Below are 21809 nucleotides of genomic sequence, written 5' to 3'. Positions count from 1 at the left end.
ACAGACGGTGGGTGGGGTGCGCTCGGAGCGGGGGCGCGCCCGCTTTCGAGCGCACCCCCGTCGTCAGCCGCGGATCACGACGACTTCAGGAACAGCCTGTTGATGTCGATGAGGCTGGACACCGAGCCGTAGCGGGCACCGCCCACGTGGGAGCCGGAGATCTGGAACTGCTTCGTGTACCAGAGCGGAGCCGCCGGGATCACGTTCTCCAGCAGGTAGTGCTGGGCTTCCTTCCAGGTCTTGGCGGCCTCGGCCGGCTCCTGGGTCAGCGCCTTCTTGATGAGGGCGTCGACCGTCGGGTCCTTGACGTGCGAGTAGTTCGAGGAGCCGTCGAAGACCTGCGAGCCGTCGTAGATCGGCGTGACGACCGTGCCCGGGGACGGCCAGTCCTGGCCCCAGCCGGTGATGTAGATGTCGTACGGGTTCTTCAGCTTGCCGATCTGCTCGTAGTAGCTCGCCGCGTCGACCTCCTTGGCGACGACGTCGATGCCGACCTTGGTCAGCGCGTCCTCGATGGCGACCTTGCGCTTCTGGCCGGCCTCGCTGTTGGGGTAGGCGAAGACGAGCTTCTTCTCGCCGGCCGGGACGGCGCCGAGGATCTCCTTGGCCTTGGCGATGTTGCCCTGCGGTGTCTTCAGCCGGCCGTAGGGGTCGTAGCCCGCCTCGTAGCCGGGGAGCGTCGGCGCGAAGTAGTTCGGCGCGACGTCACCGCCGTAGGCGCCGCCCTCGCCGGCGATGAGGGACTTGGAGTTGACCGCGTAGGTGACGGCCTCGCGGACCTTCTTGTTCTTGACCCGGTCGAGGTTGAAGGTCAGCGTCATGACGTAGGGCTGGTAGCCCTTGACCGTGCGCTTGCTGGCCTCGGGGTTGTTGATGACGTCCTGGATCTGGGTGGCCTCGACGCCGTTGGTGAGCTGGATGGCGTTCTTGTTGTCGCCCTCGTCGGCGATCAGGCGCTTGGTCTGGGTGGACTCGGTGACGCCGAACTGGATGGTGAAGCCGTCGACGTACTGGTGGCGCACGGAGTCGGTCTTCGGGTCCCAGTTGGTGTTCTTCACCAGCTTCAGGGTCTTGCCGGCCTTGTTCTCGGCGATCTTGTACGGGCCGGTGGCGACCGGCTTCTTCTCGTACCGCTCCTTGGTGTCGCCCTTCGCCGGGACGACGGCGTAGCCGGCCATGGCGAGGGTCTGCGGCAGGTCCGGGCGCGGCTGGTCGAAGTGGAAGACCACCGTCTTGTCGTCCGGGGTGTCCAGCACCGAGGCCGGCAGGTGCTTGCCGTCGAAGCCGCCGCCGGGCAGGGCCTTGCGGTAGTCGGCGCCGCTCAGCCAGGTCTGGAGGTAGGTCGGGCCGTCGAAGATGAACTTCGCGTAGAGGCGCTCGACGCTGTGCCGGACGTCCGACGAGGTGATGGGGTTGCCGTTCTCGTCCTTGATCCCGTCCTTCAGTGTGAAGGTCCAGGTCTTGCCGCCGTCGGAGGACTTGCCGGAGTCGGTGGCGAGGTCACCGGCGACGGACACGTTGCCCTTGTCGTCCTCCTGGAACTGGGTCAGGCGGCGGAAGAGCAGGTTGGCGACCTGGCCGGCGTCGGAGACGTAGATCTGGCCGGGGTCCAGGTGCGACAGGCCCGGCTCCTGGTACACCGTGATCGTGCCGCCGGGTTTGGCGCCGGGCACGTCCTTGGCGGGGCCGGTCGATCCCACGGCGTCGGCATAGGTGACCGCCTTCGACTGGACCGCCGCTTCCTGCTGGTCCTTCTTGGAGTCCTTGCCGGACTTGCCGCCCTCGTTCTTGGAGCAGGCCGTGAGAGCCAGGGAGCCGGCCGCGATGGCGATCACGACGGCACGCGCTCCGCGGGCGCGATGAGACATCATGTGGCGAATCCACCTACCTGTCGGTTGTTATCCGTGAGATCTGCCGGGCGCCGACCGCGCGGGCCGGCGGGGGCGGCAGTCACCCCCCACCCAACGGACTTGCTATCGCCCGGACTTGGGGTCGAACGCGTCCCGTACGGAGTCCCCGAGGAGGTTGAAGCACAGGACGAAGATCACCAGCGCCACCCCGGGGAAGAACATGAACGCCGGGTCCTGCTCGGCGTACCGGGCGCCGGCGGCGAAGAGGCGTCCCCAGTCGGGTGTCGGCTCGACGAACCCGACGCCCGCGAAGGACAGGAAGGCGATGCTGAGGATGGTGCTGGGCAGTTGGTACGTGAACTGCACGAGGATCGGGGTGACGACGTTGGGCAGGATCTCCTTGCGCACGATCCGCCACGGGGAGGCGCCCGATACCTTGGCCGCCTCCACGAACTCCCGTTCGCGCAGGGAGAGTACGGTCGAGCGCACCAGCCGGGCCATGCCCATCCAGCCCAGCAGCCACAGCACGATGAGCATGGCCAGGGCGCGGAAGTAGGTCGGCGTCTCCTCCCGGGGATCCACGAAGAACGACGTCACGACGGGCATGAAGGCGATGAAGAACAGCTGCTGCGGAAAGGAGAGGAAGAAGTCGGTGCCCCGGCCGATCCAGTAGTCCGTACGACCGCCGAAGTAGCCCCCGATCAGGCCGATCACGACACCGCTGACCATGATGAGGACGGTGATGCCGAGCGCCATGTACAGCGAGGTCCGCATGCCGTAGAGCAGCATGGCGTAGAGGTCGCGGCCGTACTGCGGTTCGACGCCGAACCAGTGGTCGCCCGAGACGCCCCCCAAGTAGCCGAGCGGGAGCCCGAATTCATCGAGGACGGGCTTGTCGGCATAGGTGGGATCCTGGCCGTACAGGGTGTACGGATCGGTGCCCGGCAGCTTCGCGAGCAGCGGCGCGAGCAGGGCGACGACGAAGTAGCCGATCACCACCACGGCGCAGATGACGCCCGTGCGGTCGCGTTTGAAGCGCAGCCACATCAGCTGGCCGGGGGACCGGCCCGTGAGCGTGACGGTTTCGGTCTTCGTCTGCGGCCCTGGTGCGCCGTCGACGACAACCGAAGCCCCGCCGCCCTCTATGTCGATAGGACTTGTCACGGTTCGTCCGTTTCACAGGTATGAGTGTGAGAGGTGCCCGCGTACTCCGAGGACGCGCGTGACCGCAGTCGGACGCGCGTAGTTACTGGGGTTCCCTCCTCATGACTCCACGTGTTCACCAATGAGAGGGGGTTTCCGTCCACCCTCCGACACCCCTGACGGAGGGTCAGACACCCCCTGGTGCTCGTGAGTCGGCACTGTCCCCACAGTGCGAGACCCATTGACCCGAGCGCTACGCGGCTAACTATCTGCCATGGGTCGACTACCGACCACTGCCCGTAGATCTCAATTCAGTCACAGCTCGCCCGTACGCCTTCCAAAATCTGGACAAACTGTTCGTCAGAAGAAGGCGCGAAACGGACTTGTTACATGGCTATCGGGCAGCGATCTCCGCATGTCGGACATGGCGCCGCCGAAAACGGGTTGCAAAAAGCCCGGGTGTCCCCACCATGGGGACACCCGGGCTCAGGGGCCGGGAGATCAGCTGTGCTTGGCGCGGCTCGCGGAGCGGGCCCGCTCCCGCTGGTCGAGCACGACCTTGCGGATGCGAACGGCCTCCGGGGTCACCTCGACGCACTCGTCGTCGCGGCAGAACTCCAGCGACTGCTCCAGCGACAGCTTGCGCGGCGGCACGATCGCCTCGAACGAGTCGGCCGACGACGACCGCATGTTCGTGAGCTTCTTCTCCTTGGTGATGTTGACGTCCATGTCGTCGGAGCGGGAGTTCTCACCGACGATCATGCCCTCGTACACCTCGGTGCCCGGCTCCACGAACAGCACACCGCGCTCCTGGAGGTTCGTCATCGCGAACGCGGTGACGGCGCCGGAGCGGTCGGCGACGAGGGAGCCGTTGTTCCGGGTCGTCAGGTTGCCGAACCAGGGCTCGAAGCCCTCGTGGATGGAGTGGCCGATGCCCGTGCCACGGGTCTGGGTCAGGAACTCGGTACGGAAGCCGATCAGACCGCGCGAGGGCACCACGAACTCCATGCGCACCCAGCCGGAGCCGTGGTTCGACATGTTGTCCATGCGGCCCTTGCGGACGCCCATGAGCTGCGTGACGGCACCCATGTGCTCCTCGGGCACGTCGATCGTCATGCGCTCGACCGGCTCGTGGACCTTGCCGTCGATCTCCTTGGTGACGACCTGCGGCTTGCCGACGGTCAGCTCGTAGCCCTCGCGGCGCATCTGCTCGACCAGGATGGCCAGCGCCAGCTCACCACGGCCCTGCACCTCCCAGGCGTCCGGGCGCTCGGTGTCGAGGACCCGCAGCGAGACGTTGCCGATCAGCTCGCGGTCCAGGCGGTCCTTGACCTGGCGGGCGGTGACCTTGCGGTCCTTCACGGCCGCCTTCGCGTCCGCACCCTTGCCGGTGCCGCCCCGGCCGACCAGCGGCGAGGTGTTCGTACCGATCACCATGGAGATCGCCGGCTCGTCCACCGTGATCAGCGGCAGCGGGATCGGGTTCTCGGTGTCGGCCAGGGTCTCGCCGATCATGATGTCCGGGATACCGGCGACCGCGCAGATGTCACCCGGGCCCGCCTTCTCGGCCGGCTTGCGGGTGAGCGCCTCGGTCATCATCAGCTCGGAGATGCGGACGTTGCTGACGGAGCCGTCGCGCTTGATCCAGGCCACCGTCTGGCCCTTGCGCAGCTCGCCCTGCTCGACGCGGAGCAGCGCGATACGGCCGAGGAAGTTGTCGGCGTCCAGGTTGGTGACGTGGGCCTGGAGCGGCGCGTCCTCGTCGTAGGTCGGGGCCGGGATGTGCTCCAGGATCGTGGAGAAGAACGGCTCCAGGCTGTCGCTGTCGGCCGGGACCGTGCCGTTGTCCGGCTTGGTCAGCGAGGCGATGCCGTCACGGCCGCAGGCGTAGACGATCGGGAACTCGATCTGCTCCTCGTCCGCGTCCAGGTCGAGGAAGAGGTCGTAGGTCTCGTTGACGACCTCGTCGATGCGGGCGTCGGGACGGTCCGTCTTGTTGATGCACAGGATGACGGGCAGCCGGGCCTGGAGCGCCTTGCGCAGCACGAAGCGGGTCTGCGGCAGCGGGCCCTCGGAGGCGTCCACCAGCAGCACGACACCGTCGACCATCGACAGACCGCGCTCGACCTCGCCACCGAAGTCGGCGTGGCCGGGGGTGTCGATGATGTTGATGGTGATCGGGTCCCCGCCGTCCTTGGGGTGGTACTTCACCGCCGTGTTCTTGGCGAGGATCGTGATGCCCTTCTCACGCTCCAGGTCGTTCGAGTCCATCATGCGGTCGTCGACCGAGTCGAGCTGGTGGGCGGCGAACGCGCCGGCCTGCTTGAGCATGCCGTCGACGATGGTGGTCTTGCCGTGGTCGACGTGAGCGACGATGGCGACGTTGCGGATGTCGTGGCGCGTGGCCATAAGCTGCCGTACTCCCGGAGTGGTGAGGATCGCCCTGCGCGTACGTCCGTGTCGCGCGGGCCCTGCCGGGCTGGACACGCCACGGCCTCACCCCATGGTACGTGGCCTTTTCAGCCGGGGCTCGCCGGGCCGCTAGCCCTTGTGCGGAGCGGGCGAGACCTTCGCCCCCTTCTTCAGGAATCCCATGTCCTCGTAGACCGGTGTCTGGAACCCGAACGCACCCGCGTTGACCAGGTTCTTCCGCGCTCCCACCAGCTGCGGCCGCTGGTACAGCGGGATGGAGCCGGCCGCCGCCCAGATGCGGGAATCGGCCTTCCGGATCAGGTCCCGTGCCTCGTCCTCGTCCAGCGTGGTGGCGGCCTGGTCGAAGAGCTGGTCGACCTGGTCGGTACCGACCCGGGTGTAGTTCTGCTCGACGTTCACCGAGCCGTCCGCCGCCGGGACCGGCTTGGCGTAGATCGGCCGGGCGTCGGTCGCCGGGAAGGCCGAGGACGGCCAGGAGTACAGGGCGAGGTCGTAGTCGCCGGCGGCGATGTGGTCCTTGAAGTAGCTCTCGTCCGAGACCTTGGTGATCGTGGTCCGCATGCCGACCTGCTCCAGCATCGCCGAGATCCGCTCGGCGACCGAGTTCAGGGTCTCCGAGCCGGGCCCGGAGGGCAGGACGAAGCGCAGCGCGAGCGGCTTGCCGTCCTTGGCGAGCGGTCCGGCCGGCGCGGCGGCCGGGGCGGCCGTGCCCTTCGGGGCGTAGGCACCGGGCGCGCCGCCGTGCTTGCCCTCCTGTGCGAGGTGCTGGTCGCCGTGCTCGCGCTGGTCGCCGGCCGGCTCGTGTTGCCTGCCCTTGCCGTCGCCGTCCGTGCCGCCCTGGTCCCCGGCCGGCTCCTCGCCGTGGCCCTTGTCGTCGTCCTCCTCCTCCCCGACGATGTACTCGCCGTCCTTGCCGCCGTTCGAGACGTCCTCGCCGTCGTGCCCGGTGCCGTGCTCGGGGCCGGCCGCCTTCTCGGCCTTCTTCTGCTCCTTGAGCGGGCCGCCGCGCACCCAGCCGGCGTCGGCGAGCAGCGCCTGCGCCTCCACGGCGTCCTGGCCGCCGATCGCGCCGCTGCCGTCGGCGTAGGCGGCCTGCCCGGACAGGGCGAGGTGGCTGCCGACCGGGACGGCGGGCAGCCCCAGCGGGGTGAGCACCAGCCGGGCCAGCTCGGTCCGGTCCAGCGCGCGGGCGACGGCCCGGCGGACCCGTTCGTCGGTGAGCGGGCCGGTGGCGCCGTTGAGGGCGAGCTGGGTGTAGGCGGGCTCCAGGGACTTGCGGACCTCGACGTCCCGCAGCGCCTGCTGCTGCTCCAGGTAGCGGGTGATGGCCTTGCGGAGCTTCTTCTGGCCGGCGTGCACCTGGTCGGAGTCGAAGCCGTGGGCGAGGGCCCAGTCGCGCAGCTTCTTCACGGAGGTCTTGCCCCCGGCGCCCTGGAGCGGGGTCCCGGTGCCCTTCGTCCGGTTCGCGAGGGCGATCCGCTGCGCGTCGGCGGAGTCGATGTCGGCGAGCTGCACGCTGCCGTCGGCGAGCGCGGCGGCCCGCTTGTCGCGGGACACGGCGTGCAGCACGATCTCGTTCAGCTTGGCGGGCTTGCCCCACCAGCGCGGATTGCGGGTGAGGACGACGTCCTTCGTGGCGGTGTCGACCTTCTCGACCTTGAAGGGCCCGGCGGTGACCTGCAGCTTCCGGCGGGCGCCGTCGTTGAAGGCGTCCGGGGTGCCCATGACGTCCTTCGGGTACAGCGGGGAGAACAGCGACCGCCAGTCGGCGTAGGGGCGGGAGAAGGTGACGCGGACCTGGAGGTCGTTGGCGCCGCGCTCGATCTTGGCGATCCGGTCGTAGCCGGCGTTGCGGGCCGTCCAGTAGGCGCTGTTCTTTCCGGACAGGGCCCGCCACTGGGCGACGAAGTCGGCGGCGCCGATCTCCCGGCCGTCGCTCCAGACGGCCTGCTGGTTCAGCTTGTACAGCACCACCTGGCGCGGCTCGGTCTCGATGACCTCGGCCGACTCCAGGTAGGCCGGATTGGCCACCGGCCGGCCGGTCGCGTCCAGCCGGAACATGGACGGCAGCACGGCCTGGGCGATCCGGCCGGTGCCGGCGTCGGCGTCGGCCTGGAAGGTGTTCAGGGTCTGCGGTACGGCGTCCACGGCCCACTTCAGGGTGCCGCCGTCGGCGACCAGGTCCCGGGCGACCGGGGCGATGTCCTGCGGAGCGAGCGGGGTGCTGGTCACGTCCTCGTCGGCGCACCCGGCGAGCAGCGGTACGGCCAGCGCGCCGGCGCTCAGGAAGGCGAGGGTGCGCTGCACGTGCCGCCGGCCGCGCACCCCTTCGGGGCGCTGCCCAACACCGTCGTAGGACATCTCTGCTACCTCCGGGAAGCCACGGGCCTTATGCTCACATTTGTCGGTATATGGAGCTGATCACGTTCGGCGGTATATGGAGCTGATCAGATCTATGCGGCCACTGAAGAGGAAAGGATCCGGCAACAGCGGGCGACACGGCGGCGACGGCCGGTAAGCCCACCCGTGCGGCGCAACACACCGGGCGATGCACCCGTACGCCCCGGCCAATCGCTGCACATCCCTTCACACCGGCAGGCGAGAGGCGCAACACTCCAAGGCGCATGCACGTTGCCGCCCATGACCCGCCGGACCCGCGGAAGCGAGGGCAAGTCATGTCCGTGCACGACGACATCAACGCCGTACAGCGCTGCCTCGACGACCTCCACCGGTCGCTGGGCCGCCTGGAACACCAGCTCGGCAGCTCGGGTCTGGAGATACGCCGGGTCCGAGTGGACGCCGACCATCTGCGCGAGAGCGTGGCACTGCTGCGGGAGGCAGCCGCCGCCCCGATCGCGTCGCACCGGCCCGACCTCGTCACCATCTCCGACGCGCCCTACGACATCAGCCTGTGGACGGACACGGACGACGAGGGACTGGGCGCCCGCGACCGCCGCGCCCCCTGACCCACCCCTACCGACCGGAGTCCTGACTTGGCCACTGGTACGGAACCCCAACAGAACAGCGGTGGCGTGCACGCCCGCACGCGCGCCGCGATCGCCGCCCCGCACCTGCGGACCGACCGCTGGTGGCTGGCGCCCGCCGTCACCGCGGCCGGTCTGTTCGCGTTCGTCGTCTACTCGACCTGGCGGGCCTTCGCCAACGCCCACTACTACGCGGCGCCGTACGTCTCGCCGTTCTACTCGCCGTGCCTGGCGGAGAACTGCCGGACCATGCGCGCAGGACCGAACGCCGACCTCTTCGGGGGCTGGTGGGGCATCTCCCCCGCCGTCATCATCCTGATCTTCCCGCTCGGCTTCCGGCTGACCTGCTACTACTACCGCAAGGCGTACTACCGCGCCTTCTGGGCCTCGCCGCCCGCCTGCGCGGTGGCCGAGCCGCACCGCAGCTACAGCGGCGAGACCCGTTTCCCGCTGATCCTGCAGAACGTCCACCGGTACTTCTTCTACGCCGCCCTGCTGGTGGCCGGGGTGCTGACGTACGACACCGTGCTGGCCTTCCGGGACCCGCACTACCGCTGGGGCCACATGGGCCTCGGCACCCTGGTCTTCCTGGCCAACATCGTGCTGATCTGGGCGTACACCCTCTCCTGCCACTCCTGCCGGCACATCGTCGGCGGCAAGCTCAAGCACTTCTCGAAGCACCCGCTGCGGTACCGGGCGTGGCAGTTCGTGGGCCGGCTCAACGCCCGCCACATGCAGCTGGCGTGGGCGTCGCTGCTGAGCGTGGCGCTCGCCGACTTCTACGTCTACCTCGTCGCGTCCGGGGTCTTCGACGATCCGAGATTCTTCTGATGAGTGAGGCCTTCTGATGTCCGTGGTCGACCGGCAGGAGTGGGACGTCGTCGTGGTCGGTGCCGGCGGCGCCGGGCTGCGGGCTGCGATCGAGGCGCGCGAGCGGGGCGCCCGTACGGCGGTGATCTGCAAGTCGCTGTTCGGCAAGGCGCACACCGTGATGGCCGAGGGCGGCATCGCGGCCGCGATGGCCAACGCCAACGAGCACGACAACTGGCAGGTGCACTTCCGCGACACCATGCGCGGCGGCAAGTTCCTCAACCAGTGGCGGATGGCCGAGCTGCACGCCCAGGAGGCACCCGAGCGGGTGTGGGAGCTGGAGACCTGGGGCGCGCTGTTCGACCGTACGAAGGACGGCCGGATCTCGCAGCGCAACTTCGGCGGCCACGAGTACCCGCGGCTGGCCCACGTGGGCGACCGCACCGGCCTGGAGCTGATCCGCACGCTCCAGCAGAAGATCGTCGCGCTCCAGCAGGAGGACTTCAAGGAGACCGGGGACTACGAGTCCCGGCTGAAGGTCTTCCAGGAGTGCACGGTCACCAGGGTCCTCAAGGACGGCGACCGGGTCTCGGGCGTCTTCGCCTACGAGCGGGAGACCGGCCGCTTCTTCGTCCTGGAGGCTCCCGCGGTCGTGGTCGCGACCGGCGGCATCGGCAAGTCCTTCAAGGTCACGTCGAACTCGTGGGAGTACACGGGCGACGGACACGCGCTGGCGCTCCTGGCCGGCGCGCCGCTGCTGAACATGGAGTTCGTGCAGTTCCACCCGACCGGCATGGTCTGGCCGCCGTCGGTCAAGGGCATCCTCGTCACCGAGTCGGTGCGCGGGGACGGCGGGGTGCTGCGCAACTCCGAGGGCAAGCGGTTCATGTTCGACTACGTCCCGGACGTCTTCAAGGAGAAGTACGCCGAGTCGGAGGAGGAGGCCGACCGGTGGTACGAGGACCCGGAGCACAACCGGCGCCCGCCGGAGCTGCTCCCCCGCGACGAGGTGGCCCGCGCGATCAACGCCGAGGTCAAGGCGGGCCGGGGCTCGCCGCACGGCGGGGTGTTCCTGGACGTGTCGACCCGGATGCCCGCCGAGGTGATCCGGCGCCGGCTGCCGTCGATGTACCACCAGTTCAAGGAGCTGGCGGACGTCGACATCACGGCCGAGGCGATGGAGGTCGGGCCGACCTGCCACTACGTCATGGGCGGCATCGCGGTCGACTCCGACACGGCGGCGGCCCGCGGGGTGCCGGGGTTGTACGCGGCCGGCGAGGTGGCCGGCGGCATGCACGGCTCGAACCGGCTCGGCGGCAATTCCCTGTCCGACCTGCTGGTCTTCGGCCGCCGTGCCGGCTGGCACGCCGCCGAGTACGCGCAGGGGCTGGCGGGCCGGCGACCGCCGGTGGACGACGCCCAGGTCGACACGGCCGCGGCGGAGGCCCTGCGGCCCTTCTCCGCGGAGGCGGAGGGCGACGGCGCGGCGGGCCCGCCGGAGAACCCGTACACCCTGCACCAGGAACTCCAGCAGGCCATGAACGACCTGGTCGGCATCATCCGCCGCGAGGGCGAGATGGAGCAGGCCCTGCACAAGCTGGCCGAGCTGCGGGCCCGGGCCCGGCGGGCCGGTGTCGAGGGCCACCGCCAGTTCAACCCCGGCTGGCACCTCGCCCTCGACCTCAGGAACATGCTGCTGGTCAGCGAGTGCGTGGCCCGGGCCGCGCTGGAGCGCACCGAGTCGCGCGGCGGCCACACCCGCGAGGACCACCCGGCGATGGACCGGGCCTGGCGCAACGTGAACCTGCTGTGCACCCTCGCCGACCCCTCCGGTGGCCTCGCCGCGACGGACCCCGCCCGGGGGCAGATCCGCCTCGCCCGCGAGACCACCGACCCCATCCGCCCGGACCTGCTCGCCCTCTTCGAGAAGGAGGAGCTGGTCAAGTACCTCGCCGAAGAGGAGCTGTACGAGTGAGCAGCTACGAAGCCCGCTTCCAGGTGTGGCGGGGCGACGAACAGGGCGGCGGCCTCGAGGACTTCACGGTCGAGGTGAACGACGGCGAGGTGGTCCTGGACATCGTCCACCGCCTCCAGGCCACCCAGGTGCCCGACCTGGCCGTGCGCTGGAACTGCAAGGCGGGCAAGTGCGGTTCGTGCTCGGCGGAGATCAACGGCCGCCCGCGGCTGATGTGCATGACCCGCATGTCGGTCTTCGACCGGGCGGAGACGATCACGATCACCCCGCTGCGCGCCTTCCCCGTGATCCGCGACCTGGTGACGGACGTCGGCTTCAACTACGAGAAGGCCCGCGAGGTCCCCGCGTTCGTGCCGCCCGCCGGCCTGGGTCCCGGCGAGTACCGCATGTTCCAGGAGGACGTGGACCGTCCGCAGGAGTTCCGCAAGTGCATCGAGTGCTTCCTGTGCCAGAACACCTGCCACGTGGTGCGCGACCACGAGGAGAACAAGCGGGCGTTCGCCGGGCCGCGGTACCTGATGCGGGTCGCCGAACTCGACATGCACCCGCTGGACGCGGCGGCCGACACCGGCCTGGACCGCGGGCGCACCGCCCAGGACGACCACGGCCTCGGCTACTGCAACATCACCAAGTGCTGCACGGAGGTCTGCCCCGAGGGCATCCGGATCACCGACAACGCCCTGATCCCGCTGAAGGAACGGGCGGTCGACCGCAAGTACGACCCGCTGGTGTGGCTGGGCTCGAAGATCAGGAGGCGGTCCGCGGCAGACCAGGCGCCCGCCGAGGACTGAACTCCTGGACGAGTTCGTCGCGGGTGCAGTGGGCGTCGGCGGGGTGTCATGGCGTACGGACCCAGTCCTCCCGGTAGGCGGCCCAGTCGTCCTCGGTGGCGGCGAAGTCGACGTACAGGGCGACGCCGAAGGCGCGCCGGTCCGCGTCCGTGCGGGACAGGCCCAGCCGTACGCCCCGCACCGCCGCCGGGACGGTCTCGGCGTGCGCCCAGTGCCCGAACCGGTTCTCGTGGTAGAAGGGCAGGCCCATCAGGAGGTCGGTGCCGTCCGGGGTGACCTCCAGGGCGAGGCTGGTCTGCTGCGCCACATAGCCGCCGTACAGGCTCTGCAGCGGCTGCATGGTGTCGTACGACATGACGGCGATCTGGTCCACGCGGCGGGCCACCTGCCCGAAGTACGCCTGCGACCACCACTTGGGGTGTCCGGTGGTGGCACCCCAGAAGGAGTGGAAGGCGGGCACCGGGTCGATCTGGTGGGCGGCGACGGAGAGGACGGCGCCCCGGGCGTGGGTGAGCGCGCGCAGGTCGTCGAGGAGACCCAGGTAGTCGCGGTCGCCGGAGTGCAGCGGTTCGAGGTCGAAGTGGGCGCCCTGGAAGCCGACGGCGAGGACGGCGCGGGTGGAGTCGAGGATCGCCGCGCGGGTGGCCGGGCGGTCGAGCCGCAGGCCGTCGGGGCCCTCGCCGGCCAGCTTGTCGCCGAGCCAGGCCTGGACGCGGACGCCGGGCAGCTCCCGGTGGACGGCGGCCGTCAGCCAACGGGCCTTCGGGTACGCCGACGCGGGCAGGGTGCCGTCGTGTTCCAGGGGGCCGGAGTGCACGTACAGGTCACGGATGCCGGTACCGCGCAGCCGGTCGGCGAGGGCCGCGACGTCCCGGTCGCCCTTCCGCCCGTCCACCCAGGCATGCCCCAGCCAGAGGGCGTCCTGGTGCCGGGTACGGGTGCCGGGCGCCGGGTCGCCGGTGTAGTTCAGCCGGAGGGCCGTCTCGGCGGTGAGGAGCGGGAGCAGCAGGAGGGCGAGGAGGAGCGCGGCGACGCGGAGGACACGGCGCTTGCGGGTGGGGGCTCGGGGGGAGGACGGCTCGGGCCGCTCGGCAGGCGGCTTCCCGTCAGCCTCGACCGCCTGCTCGACCGTCGGCTTTTCGTCAGCCTCGACCGCCGGCTTCTCGTCAGCCTCGACCGTCGGCTTTTCGTCAGCCGTCTGCTCGTCCGACGGGTGCCCGTCGGACCGCTGTTCGTCCGGCGGGCTTCCCTCCGCCCGCTGCTCGCCCGTCGGGTTCTCGTCCATCCCGCCCCCCTGTCCGTCTGGTCCCCCACCCGTCTCCGTCCCGCTCGCGGAGCCGCCTACCTGCCCATACGCTCCGAAATGTGACGTCCTCCCTGATCCGGGGCCGGCCCCGGCGTGCCACCGCGCACATACGGGTGCGGGTGACGCATGCCGTGCTGGGTGCCCTGGCGGGAGCCGGGTGGCTGGTGTTGCCGGTGATGACGGCAGAGGCCCATGATCCGGTTCCCGTGGCCTCGGCCGGCGCGGTGCCGGGTGCGGCCGCCCCGCAGGAGGACGGGACGTCGGCCGCCGACCTGGTGCTGCCGCTCGTCGCCGGGGTGACGGCCGTGGCCCTGGCCGGATACGGCTACCTGCGGCGCACCCGCCGGGCCCGGACCCGCACGACTCCGGGGACCGTCTCGGCGCAGCCGCCCGTGCCCACCCCGGCCGACTCCGAGCGTCAGGCGCGGGCGGCACTGCGGCTGGCCGACGACTGCGTACGGGCCAGCAGGGAGGAACTGACCCTCGTCCGGGAGCTGTTCGGGGAGAAGCAGACCGAGCCGTTCACCCACGCCCTGCGGGCCGCGGAGACCGAGCTGTCGGCGGCGTTCGCGATCTGGCGGCGGTACGAGGAGGGCGTACCGGAGGAGCCGAGTGCCCGGCGCCAGGCGCTGGTCGGGGTGATCGGCCGCTGTGCGGAGGCCGGGCGCCGGCTGGACGCGGAGGCGGCGGCGCTGGACCGGTTGCGCGGGCTGGACGAGGCGGAGGGCGGCGACCGGGGGGTGGGGGCGGCGCTGACGGTGGCGGAGGAGCGGTTCCGGGAGCTGGCGGGACGGGTGGTGCCCGCGCAGGAGACGCTGGCGACGCTCCGGGAGCGGTACGCGCACTCGGCCGGCCGGCCCGTCGCCGGGAACGTCGAACAGGCCAAGGACCGGCTGCTGTTCGCCACCGCGCGGCTCAACGAGGCCCGCCAGGCCGCCGACGCGGGCGACGTGGGGCGGGCGGTGCGGCGGTTGCGGGCCGGTGAGGGGGCGGTGGTCCAGGCGGGGGTGCTGGTGGACGGGGTGGAGCGGCTCGCGGCACGGCTGCGGGAGGCGGCCGCACTGGTGCCGGCGGCGCTGACCGGCGCCGAGGCGGAGCTGGCGGCGGTGCGGGGCGGGCCGGAGCGGACCACCACGGCCGATCCGCGCGCGCGGCCGGCGCACGCCGACATGGTGCTGGCGGCGGTCCGCGAGGAGCTGACGGGCGGACCGTACGATCCGCTGGACGCGCTGCGCCGGATCACCCGGGCGGTCGAGCGGCTGGACGGGGCGCGCTCGGGGGTGCTGGACACCGCCGCGCTGCTCGTGGCGCGGAGTTCCGTGGCCGGGGCGGAGGAGTTCGTCGCCGTGCACCGGGGGGCCGTGGGCGCGCAGGCCCGGGCCCGGCTGGCGGAGGCGGTACGGGAGCTGGCCGCGGGGAACACCGCCCGGGCCGACGCGGCGGCCGGGGAGGCACGCGAGCTGGCCGAGCGGGACGTACGGGCGTACGGCACCCCGTCCGTCGGCACCGAGGCGGCCACGGCCGGCCTGGCGGGCGCCGTCCTCGGCGGCATCCTCCTCACCGAGACCCCGGACGCCGGCCCCCCGGTGGCCTACGGCGGCCCCCGGACCCGCTCCCGCCACCACGCCTGAGCTCTGCGGCGCGCTCGGGCAGGTCAGAACAGGCTCAGCAGGGCTTCCGCCGGGTCGGTGAGGGTGCCGTCGCCGCCCGGCAGGGGCAGTTCGAACCAGACCGTCTTGCCCCGGGGGGTGCGCCGGGAGCCCCAGGCCGCGCTGAGGAGGCCGACCAGTTGCAGGCCCCGGCCGCCCTCGTCGGTGTCCCGGGCCCGGCGGCGCCGGGGCTGGACGAGGCCGGCGTCCCAGACCTCGCAGACCAGGGTGCGGTCCAGCAGCAGCCGGAGCCGGATGTCCCCCTCGCCGTACCGCAGCGCGTTCGTCACCAGCTCGCTGACCAGCAGTTCCGTGGTGTCGACCAGTGGTTCCAGGTCCCAGGAGAGCAGCTGCCCGCGGGCGTACTCACGGGCCCGCCCGACACTGCGCGGCTCGCGCGGCAGCGTCCAGTCGCCGACGGAATCGGCGGGCAGCCCCTGCACCCGGGCCATGAGCAGGGCGATGTCGTCCTCGCCGTGGTGGGTGTCGAGGGTGTTGAGGACGTGGTCGCAGACGTCCTCCAGGGGCCGGCTGGGGTCGGTGAGCGCGCCCACGAAGGCCTGCAGGCCCTCGTCCAGCGGGTGGTCGCGGGACTCGACGAGGCCGTCCGTGTAGAGCGCGAGCAGCGCGCCCTCGGGGAGTTCGACCTCCACCTCCTCGAACGGCTCGCCCCCCACGCCGAGCGGCATGCCGGGCGGCACGTCGAGCATCAGCGCCGCCTCGCCGGGCTCCACCAGGACCGGTGGCAGATGGCCGGCGTTGGCGAACGTACAGCGTCGGGTGACGGAGTCGTACACGGCGTACACACAGGTCGCCAGGTACACCTCGGAGAGGTCGGCGTCCCGGGGCTGGCGGGCCGTACGGGTGGCCTGCTGGACCCCGCCGGGCGTGCCGAGTCCGCGCGCGATCTCATCCAACGCCGAGAGGACCTCCGCCGGTTCCAGGTCGAGCAGGGCCAGCGTGCGGACGGCGGTGCGCAGTTCACCCATCGCCACCGCGGCCCGCAGACCCCGGCCCATGACGTCCCCGACGACCAGGGCGGTGCGGTGGCCGGGGAGTTCGATGACGTCGAACCAGTCGCCGCCCACCTCCGTGGCCGCGTTGCCCGGCAGATAGCGGCAGGCGATGTCGAGGCCGGAGGCCTCGGGGTCGCCGGGCGGCAGCAGGGACCGCTGCAGTATCAGGGCGCGTTCGTGTTCCCGGCGGTACAGGCGCGCGTTGTCGATGCAGACGGCGGCCCGCGCGGCCAGTTCGACCGCGAGTTCCCGGTCGCGTTCGCCGAACGGCTCGCTGCCCTTCGTCCGGGCGAACTGCGCGAGTCCCACCACCGTGTCGTGGGCGACCATCGGCACGGCCAGCGTGGACTGCACGAGCCCGCCCTCCTCGGCGGGCACGTACTGCGGCCGCGCGGTGCGCAGGGCGTCCGCGCAGGGCGAGTTGAACGGGAAGTGGTGGACCGCGCCGACCTCGACGGGCTTGCCGGCGCTGCTGAAGGGGGCGCCGGAGACGGCGCTGGCGAAGGCGACGCGGCGCAGTTCGGCGCTGCCGTCGGCGAGGCCGGGCGGGGCCTCGTCGCCGGCCAGCAGGCCCTGGTAGAGGTCGACGGTGGCCAGGTCGCAGAAGCCGGGGACGACCACGTCGAGGAGTTCGCGGGCCGTGGTCTCCAGGTCCAGGGAGTTCCCTATCCGGGCGCCGGCCTCGTTGAGCAGGGCGAGGTTGCGCCGGGCGGCGGCGGCCTCGCGGGCGGCGGCGCGGCGGGCGGTGATGTCGGTGCCGAGCCAGGCGATGCCGATGGGCCGGCCGCTGCCGCTGTGCACGCGGTAGAGGTTGACGGACCAGTGCCGGCGTTCCTCGGAGCCCGGGACGAAGCCGGTGACGTGCATGTCGGTGATGGACTCGCCGGACTCCAGCACCCGCCGCAGCGTGGCCGAGACCCGCTCGGCCTCGCCGCGCGGCAGGTAGTCGTGAACTCCCTTGCCCCGGTGGTCGTCCGGGGATCCGCCGAAGACGGAGGCGAACCGCATGTTCGCCCGGCGGACCCGCAGGTCGACGTCGATCAGCAGGAAACCGAAGGGGGATTGACCGAAAATCGCCTGCGAGGCGGCGAGGTCGGTCTCGATGCTGCGCAGCGTGCGGACGTCCACCACGATGCAGACGGCGGCCTTCTCGCCCTCGGCGGTGCGCGTCGGCATGACGTAGACCTCGGCCAGGCCCTCCTCGCCGCGATTGCCGTCCGGGCCGTCCGGCATCCGGAAGGGCACTACTCCGGTCCACTCCCGCCCGTCGAGGATTTCGGCCATCTTCCGCTGGCCGCTCTCGCGCAGGTCGGGGTCGATGAAAGCCTCTATCGGGTCCATGCCGACGGCGCGTTCGGCGGGGATGCCGAAGAGTTGCTCGGCGCGCAGGCTCCACTGCTCGACCAGCCCGCCGGGACCGATGGAGAAGGACGCGACCTTGATGTAGTCGTAGATCGAACCGGGCGGACTGCTCTGCCACATCGCGTCACCGGGCGCCACGGAAGCCTCCGCGGCCTGGCTCCTCGCGCCGTCCGACGGGTCCTCGGACTCCGTGGCCTTCGCTGGTATCTCGCTCACGCGAACCGTCCCCTCCAGCTCACCGCGCCCGGCACCGGTCACCGGGGGCGGCTGCCCGCAGTATCCAGCACTACGGCGCCGCACGACACGGTGTTCACGATCACAGCTCGGTCCAGGTGGTTTTCGGACCGGTCCGTGACAACACTTCCACTCTTCTAACCAGGGAACACACCGCCGAACCACCCATCGCCGGACCGCGTGCGCCCCCGGCGCGCACGGGGGACGGGACGCCGACTGCCGTACACCCCCGTGCCCCTGCGACTGCCGCGGCGTCACCCGGGCAGCGCCAGTTCGAACCAGACGGTCTTTCCGCCCGCGCCGGGCCGGGTGCCCCAGCGCCGCGAGGAGCCCGCGACCAGCTGGAGACCGCGTCCGCTCTCGTCCTCGGGCTGTGCGACACGCTCCCGCGGCAGCTCGGGGAGCGGGTCGGAGACCTCCACCCGCAGGGTGTCGGCGGGCTCGGCGGGGCGGACCAGGCGTACGCCGATGGGACCGGTGGCGTGCCGCAGCGAGTTGGTGACCAGCTCGCTCACCAGCAGGGCGGCGAGATCGGCGAGGCAGTCCAGGCCCCAGCCGTGCAACTGGCCCCGGACCGCCGCGCGGGCGCTGCGCACGGCGTCCGGTTCCGCGGGGAAGGACCACTCGGCGCAGTCGCCATCGGTGTCGATCACGCCGATCACTTCCCAGGCCAGCGAGCCCACCCATGTCCGGTTTCATGGGGTTAATGGGCACATACCCGATATCCGGGTGGCAGTACCGCGCGAGAGGGCGCACTGTGGCACGAACGGGCGCGCTCCGTCCGGGGGCCGCGCACCTAGGGGTCGGCGGGGTTGCGCGCCGCTCCCCATCGGGCGGACACCTCCCGCACGGCCGGGACGTCCTGGTCGAGCCAGTCGACCTCCCAGATCCGGTCCGGGGTCAGCCAGCGCAGTTCGTCGTGGTCCTGGAGGGGGCTCGGCGCGGGTGAGCCGGGGCGCAGGCGGGCGGTCCACACCTGGAGGACGTACGGCGTCCGCAGCGGCCACTGTCCCGGCACCCGTCCGACCGGTTCGGCGTCGACGCCCAGCTCCTCGCGCAGTTCGCGCACCAGGGCGTCCTCGGGCCGCTCCCCCGCCTCGACCTTGCCGCCGGGCAGCTCCCAGCGCCCGGCCAGGTCGGCGGGGGCGCTGCGGCGCGCGGCGAGCAGCCGGCCGCCGTCGAGCAGGGCGGCTCCCACCACCACGATCGGGTCCGCTTCGGGAGTCGTGCGCGTCATGGAGCGGAGCCTACGGGAGCCCGGGCACGCTCAGTTCTGGGTGCCGTCCCCGTTCTGGCCGATGCGCTCGACCCAGTAGAGCTGCTTGTGCCCCCGGTCGTCGAGGCTGTCGGCGATCTTCTGCGCCTCCGCGCGGGTCGCGTAGCGGCCGACCCGGTAGCGATTGCCGTTGTCGTCCTGCCGTATCACGATCCAGGGGAGGGAGACCGTGCCCTCACTCATGGCCCCCACCGCCCGTGTTCCTTCTCGCACCGCCCCGCCCTCCCCCACTCCGGGGCCCCCGCCGCGCCCCGCCTAAGGAAACCGCAATCCGCATATGCCCGAGCGTACGCCCAACCTTCACGCTGCGAATACGACTTTTCACAAAGAGGTACGCAACCAGCCAGAACGCCGGGGGCGCACGGGGCCGAATGCGCCGTCGCGAACTTCGTTGCCTGGGGTCGGGGGCATGCCGGAGCCACCCGGGACCACCTGGGAAAACGGCCGGATTGCTGCGGCCGGGGAGGAAGCGGACAGGGCCGGGCGGCGGCGGGTGGCGCATCAGGGTGTGCGCTACCTCACGCACGGGGGCGCGCGAGGCACCGGCCGCCCGGGCGGGGGCGGTTACCTCACGGGCAGGTGGTAGGCGACCTGGTAGCGGTCGGCCGGGATGACGACGTCGGCGGTCTCCACCGGGCGGCCGGAGGCGAAGTAGGTGCGGTGGACGACCAGGACCACGTGCCCGGGGACGCCGCCGAGCAGGTGCAGCTCCTCGGCGAGGCCGGGGCGGGCGCCGACCTCCTCGGTGACGTTGTCCACGATGACGTCGATGGCCCGCATGCGCTCGACCACGCCCATCCCGCCGAGCGGCCCCTCCTCGGGCAGCATCACGGGGGTGCGGCCGGTGACGGCGAGGGGCTCCCAGGAGGTGGAGAGCATCATCGGCTCGCCGCCCTCCCGGAAGAGGTACTTGGTGCGCATGACCCGGTCGCCGGTCTGGATCGCGAGCCGCTCGGCGATGGCCGCCCCGGCCTCGGTCTGTTCGCTGCTGGACTCCCAGGTGCCGCGCACCGAGGCGTCGGACTGCTCCTGCCGGAACGGGGTGGCGCCGCCCGCCGGCCGGTACCCGGAGCGGGCGACCCGGCGGGGCACGGGCCGCTCGCGCACATAGGTCCCCGAGCCGGAGCGGCCCTCGACCAGTCCCTCGGCCATCAGCACCTTGCGGGCCTCCAGGGCGACCGTGTCCGAGACGCCGTACTCCTCGCGGATGCGGGCCTGCGAGGGCAGGCGGGTGTGGGGCGGGAGTGAACCGTCGACGATCTTCTTGCGGAGATCACCCGCGACACGCAGGTACGCCGGCTGCTCACCGAAAGTCACTGGCCGCTCCCATCAGGTTGTACAGACAGCAACAGCCTGGCAACCGTGGGTTGTACCGTGCAAGCAAAGGCCAGAGAATCACTCGATGTGATGACAAAAGGCCGGGGAGGGCTTTACCCAGGCACTTTCTCCCCTTATAGGGGTCCTCACACCTCGGAGGCCGGTACCCCGGGAACTCCCGAGGGCCGCCCGGCCGTTGGCAGGAGTGACGGGCGGGGGCCGGGAGGCGGGGGACGCACACCGGTACCGTCGACTCGACCGACGTACGACCGGCCGCAGCGTGAGCGGCACATGAACGGGGGGCGGAATGCGGGTGGAGACCGGGCCGGACGGCCGGGTGGGCGATACGGCCGTCCGCGCGGTGAACGGACTCACCGCGCGGTGGGCGCAGGCACTGCGTGAGGGCACGGTGTTCTCGGCGCCGGGCGTGTGGCCCCTGCTGGCCTTCCTGGCCGACGGAGCGGCCGGGCCCGCGCGCGCGGAACTGGCCGGCGCCCTGGGCGTGCCGGCCGAGCGGGCGGCCGGTGCCGCACGGGAGCTGCTGGCGGGGCTGGCGTCGGTGTCCGGCCTGGACACGGCGCTCGGCGTGTGGACGTACCACGGGCTGGCCCTGCGGGAGGAGTGGCGGGCCGGGCTGCCCGCCGGCACCCACGGGGTCTTCGGGGACGACCTCGTCACCGCGCAGGAGCGGCTGGACGCCTGGGCGGCCGAGCGGACCGGCGGGCTGGTCGAGCGCATGCCGGTGACGCTGACCCGGGACGCGCGGATGGTGCTGGCCACCGCCCTCGCGCTGCGCACGGACTGGCGGCAGCCCTTCACCGAGCGGCCGCTGCGGCCCGGTTCCGGTCCCTGGCAGGGCCGCACCCTGCGCGGCCTGCACCGGCGCAGCGTGCGGCCGGACCGGGTGGGGGTGACGGGCACCCCGGACGGCTTCGTCACCGCGCTGACGGTGCCCGGGGACAACGGCGTCGACGTCCACCTCCTGCTCGGTGAGGAGCGCATGACACCGGGTCAGGTGCTGGCGGCCGGCGTGGGGATCGTGGAGCGCGGCCTGCCGCTGACCGGGGGCGGCGCGCTGCCGCACGGGCACGTGGGACCCGGACTGCACGTGGAGCAGCAGCCGGCCACCGCGCCGGAGCCGAGGACGCTGGACGTGACGACGGTGGCGTACGAGGTGCGGGCCGACCACGACCTGCTCGCGCTGCCGGGCCTCTTCGGCCTCACGGCGGCGGCGGACACCGAGGCCGGCCACTTCCCGGGGGTGAGCCCCTACCCGCTGGCCGTCGGGGAGGCCCGCCAGTCGGCCGTGGCCCAGTTCGGCGCGCTCGGCTTCCGGGCGGCGGCGGTGACGGCGATGATGCCGGTGGCGGCCGGCGCGGTCCCGCAGTACCGCTACGAGACGACGGTCGTCCGGGTCACCTTCGACCGCCCCTTCGCCTTCCTCGCCGTCGACCGCGAGTCCCGGCTGGTGCTGGCGGCGGGCTGGGTGACGGAACCGGCGCCGTACCCGGTCGGCCCCGGCGTCGCGGGCACACCGCCGGGGCTGTGACGAGGGGCCGGCCGGCACGCGAAGGGGGGGCGGACCCCTGCCGGGGCGGGCCCCCCCCCCCCGGGCGGACGTGCTGGCCCTGCGCGGTGCCGCTGCCACGCCCGGGCGCGCCGG

Annotated in this window: 16 protein-coding genes; 6 read left to right on the top strand and 10 right to left on the bottom strand. The window is 71.9% G+C overall.

What is annotated here, in order from left to right:
- Positions 1–74: 74 nt before the first annotated feature.
- From ABZ923_RS14610 to ABZ923_RS14595, 4 genes are all read right to left on the bottom strand, one after another.
- Positions 75–1871, bottom strand: coding sequence for an ABC transporter substrate-binding protein (locus ABZ923_RS14610; protein WP_361470875.1), 1797 nt, complete (start codon positions 1869–1871; stop codon positions 75–77).
- 102 nt (positions 1872–1973) lie between these two features.
- The gene (locus ABZ923_RS14605) at positions 1974–3014 is read right to left on the bottom strand and encodes an ABC transporter permease (protein WP_361470873.1); all 1041 of its coding nucleotides are present in this window, start codon (positions 3012–3014) and stop codon (positions 1974–1976) included.
- A gap of 480 nt (positions 3015–3494) precedes the next feature.
- Positions 3495–5402, bottom strand: coding sequence for a translational GTPase TypA (typA, locus tag ABZ923_RS14600; RefSeq protein ID WP_361470872.1), 1908 nt, complete (start codon positions 5400–5402; stop codon positions 3495–3497).
- Between the two features lie 132 nt (positions 5403–5534).
- Positions 5535–7787: an ABC transporter family substrate-binding protein gene (locus ABZ923_RS14595; RefSeq protein WP_361470870.1), complete on the bottom strand. Its 2253-nt coding sequence runs from the start codon at positions 7785–7787 to the stop codon at positions 5535–5537.
- A gap of 314 nt (positions 7788–8101) precedes the next feature.
- Between ABZ923_RS14595 and ABZ923_RS14590 the strand changes: the two genes are divergently transcribed.
- The 4 genes from ABZ923_RS14590 to ABZ923_RS14575 are packed head-to-tail and all read left to right on the top strand — an operon-like array spanning position 8102 to position 11986.
- Entirely contained in the window at positions 8102–8392 is a 291-nt protein-coding gene (locus tag ABZ923_RS14590) for a hypothetical protein (RefSeq protein ID WP_361470868.1), read from the top strand.
- 27 nt (positions 8393–8419) lie between these two features.
- The gene (locus tag ABZ923_RS14585) at positions 8420–9241 is read left to right on the top strand and encodes a hypothetical protein (RefSeq protein WP_361470867.1); all 822 of its coding nucleotides are present in this window, start codon (positions 8420–8422) and stop codon (positions 9239–9241) included.
- Positions 9242–9257: 16 nt separating this feature from the next.
- A complete protein-coding gene (locus ABZ923_RS14580) occupies positions 9258–11195 on the top strand; it encodes a fumarate reductase/succinate dehydrogenase flavoprotein subunit (RefSeq protein WP_361470865.1) in 1938 nt (645 codons plus the stop codon).
- Positions 11192–11986 carry a succinate dehydrogenase/fumarate reductase iron-sulfur subunit gene (locus ABZ923_RS14575; protein ID WP_361470864.1) on the top strand — a complete coding sequence of 265 codons (795 nt, stop codon included), beginning with the start codon at positions 11192–11194 and terminating at the stop codon, positions 11984–11986. Before ABZ923_RS14580 ends, ABZ923_RS14575 begins: the two co-directional genes overlap by 4 nt.
- Positions 11987–12032: 46 nt before the next feature.
- Here ABZ923_RS14575 and ABZ923_RS14570 read toward each other — a convergent pair whose 3' ends face one another.
- Positions 12033–13271: a hypothetical protein gene (locus tag ABZ923_RS14570; protein ID WP_361470862.1), complete on the bottom strand. Its 1239-nt coding sequence runs from the start codon at positions 13269–13271 to the stop codon at positions 12033–12035.
- Between the two features lie 80 nt (positions 13272–13351).
- Here ABZ923_RS14570 and ABZ923_RS14565 point away from each other — a divergent pair, with 80 nt between their 5' ends.
- Positions 13352–14923, top strand: a complete 1572-nt coding sequence (locus tag ABZ923_RS14565) for a hypothetical protein (protein ID WP_361470861.1) — start codon at positions 13352–13354, stop codon at positions 14921–14923.
- A 23-nt stretch (positions 14924–14946) separates the two neighbouring features.
- Here the strand turns inward: ABZ923_RS14565 and ABZ923_RS14560 are convergent, their stop codons facing one another.
- The 5 genes from ABZ923_RS14560 to ABZ923_RS14540 all read right to left on the bottom strand — a co-directional run bounded on the left by ABZ923_RS14560 (position 14947) and on the right by ABZ923_RS14540 (position 20146).
- Positions 14947–17535: a SpoIIE family protein phosphatase gene (locus tag ABZ923_RS14560; protein ID WP_361470859.1), complete on the bottom strand. Its 2589-nt coding sequence runs from the start codon at positions 17533–17535 to the stop codon at positions 14947–14949.
- A 272-nt stretch (positions 17536–17807) separates the two neighbouring features.
- Positions 17808–18236, bottom strand: coding sequence for an ATP-binding protein (locus ABZ923_RS14555; protein ID WP_361470857.1), 429 nt, complete (start codon positions 18234–18236; stop codon positions 17808–17810).
- A 113-nt stretch (positions 18237–18349) separates the two neighbouring features.
- Positions 18350–18790, bottom strand: a complete 441-nt coding sequence (locus tag ABZ923_RS14550) for a (deoxy)nucleoside triphosphate pyrophosphohydrolase (protein ID WP_361470856.1) — start codon at positions 18788–18790, stop codon at positions 18350–18352.
- Positions 18791–18820: 30 nt separating this feature from the next.
- The gene (locus ABZ923_RS14545) at positions 18821–19012 is read right to left on the bottom strand and encodes an SPOR domain-containing protein (protein WP_030649874.1); all 192 of its coding nucleotides are present in this window, start codon (positions 19010–19012) and stop codon (positions 18821–18823) included.
- 381 nt (positions 19013–19393) lie between these two features.
- Positions 19394–20146: a GntR family transcriptional regulator gene (locus ABZ923_RS14540; protein ID WP_361470853.1), complete on the bottom strand. Its 753-nt coding sequence runs from the start codon at positions 20144–20146 to the stop codon at positions 19394–19396.
- A gap of 307 nt (positions 20147–20453) precedes the next feature.
- Here ABZ923_RS14540 and ABZ923_RS14535 point away from each other — a divergent pair, with 307 nt between their 5' ends.
- Positions 20454–21695, top strand: coding sequence for a serpin family protein (locus ABZ923_RS14535; RefSeq protein WP_361470852.1), 1242 nt, complete (start codon positions 20454–20456; stop codon positions 21693–21695).
- Positions 21696–21809 lie beyond the last annotated feature (114 nt).

The organism is Streptomyces sp. NPDC046881, assembly GCF_040645015.1.
Lineage (GTDB): Bacteria > Actinomycetota > Actinomycetes > Streptomycetales > Streptomycetaceae > Streptomyces.
The sequence above is the reverse complement of the archived record's forward strand: the minus strand, read 5'-3'. Positions and strand labels throughout refer to the sequence as shown.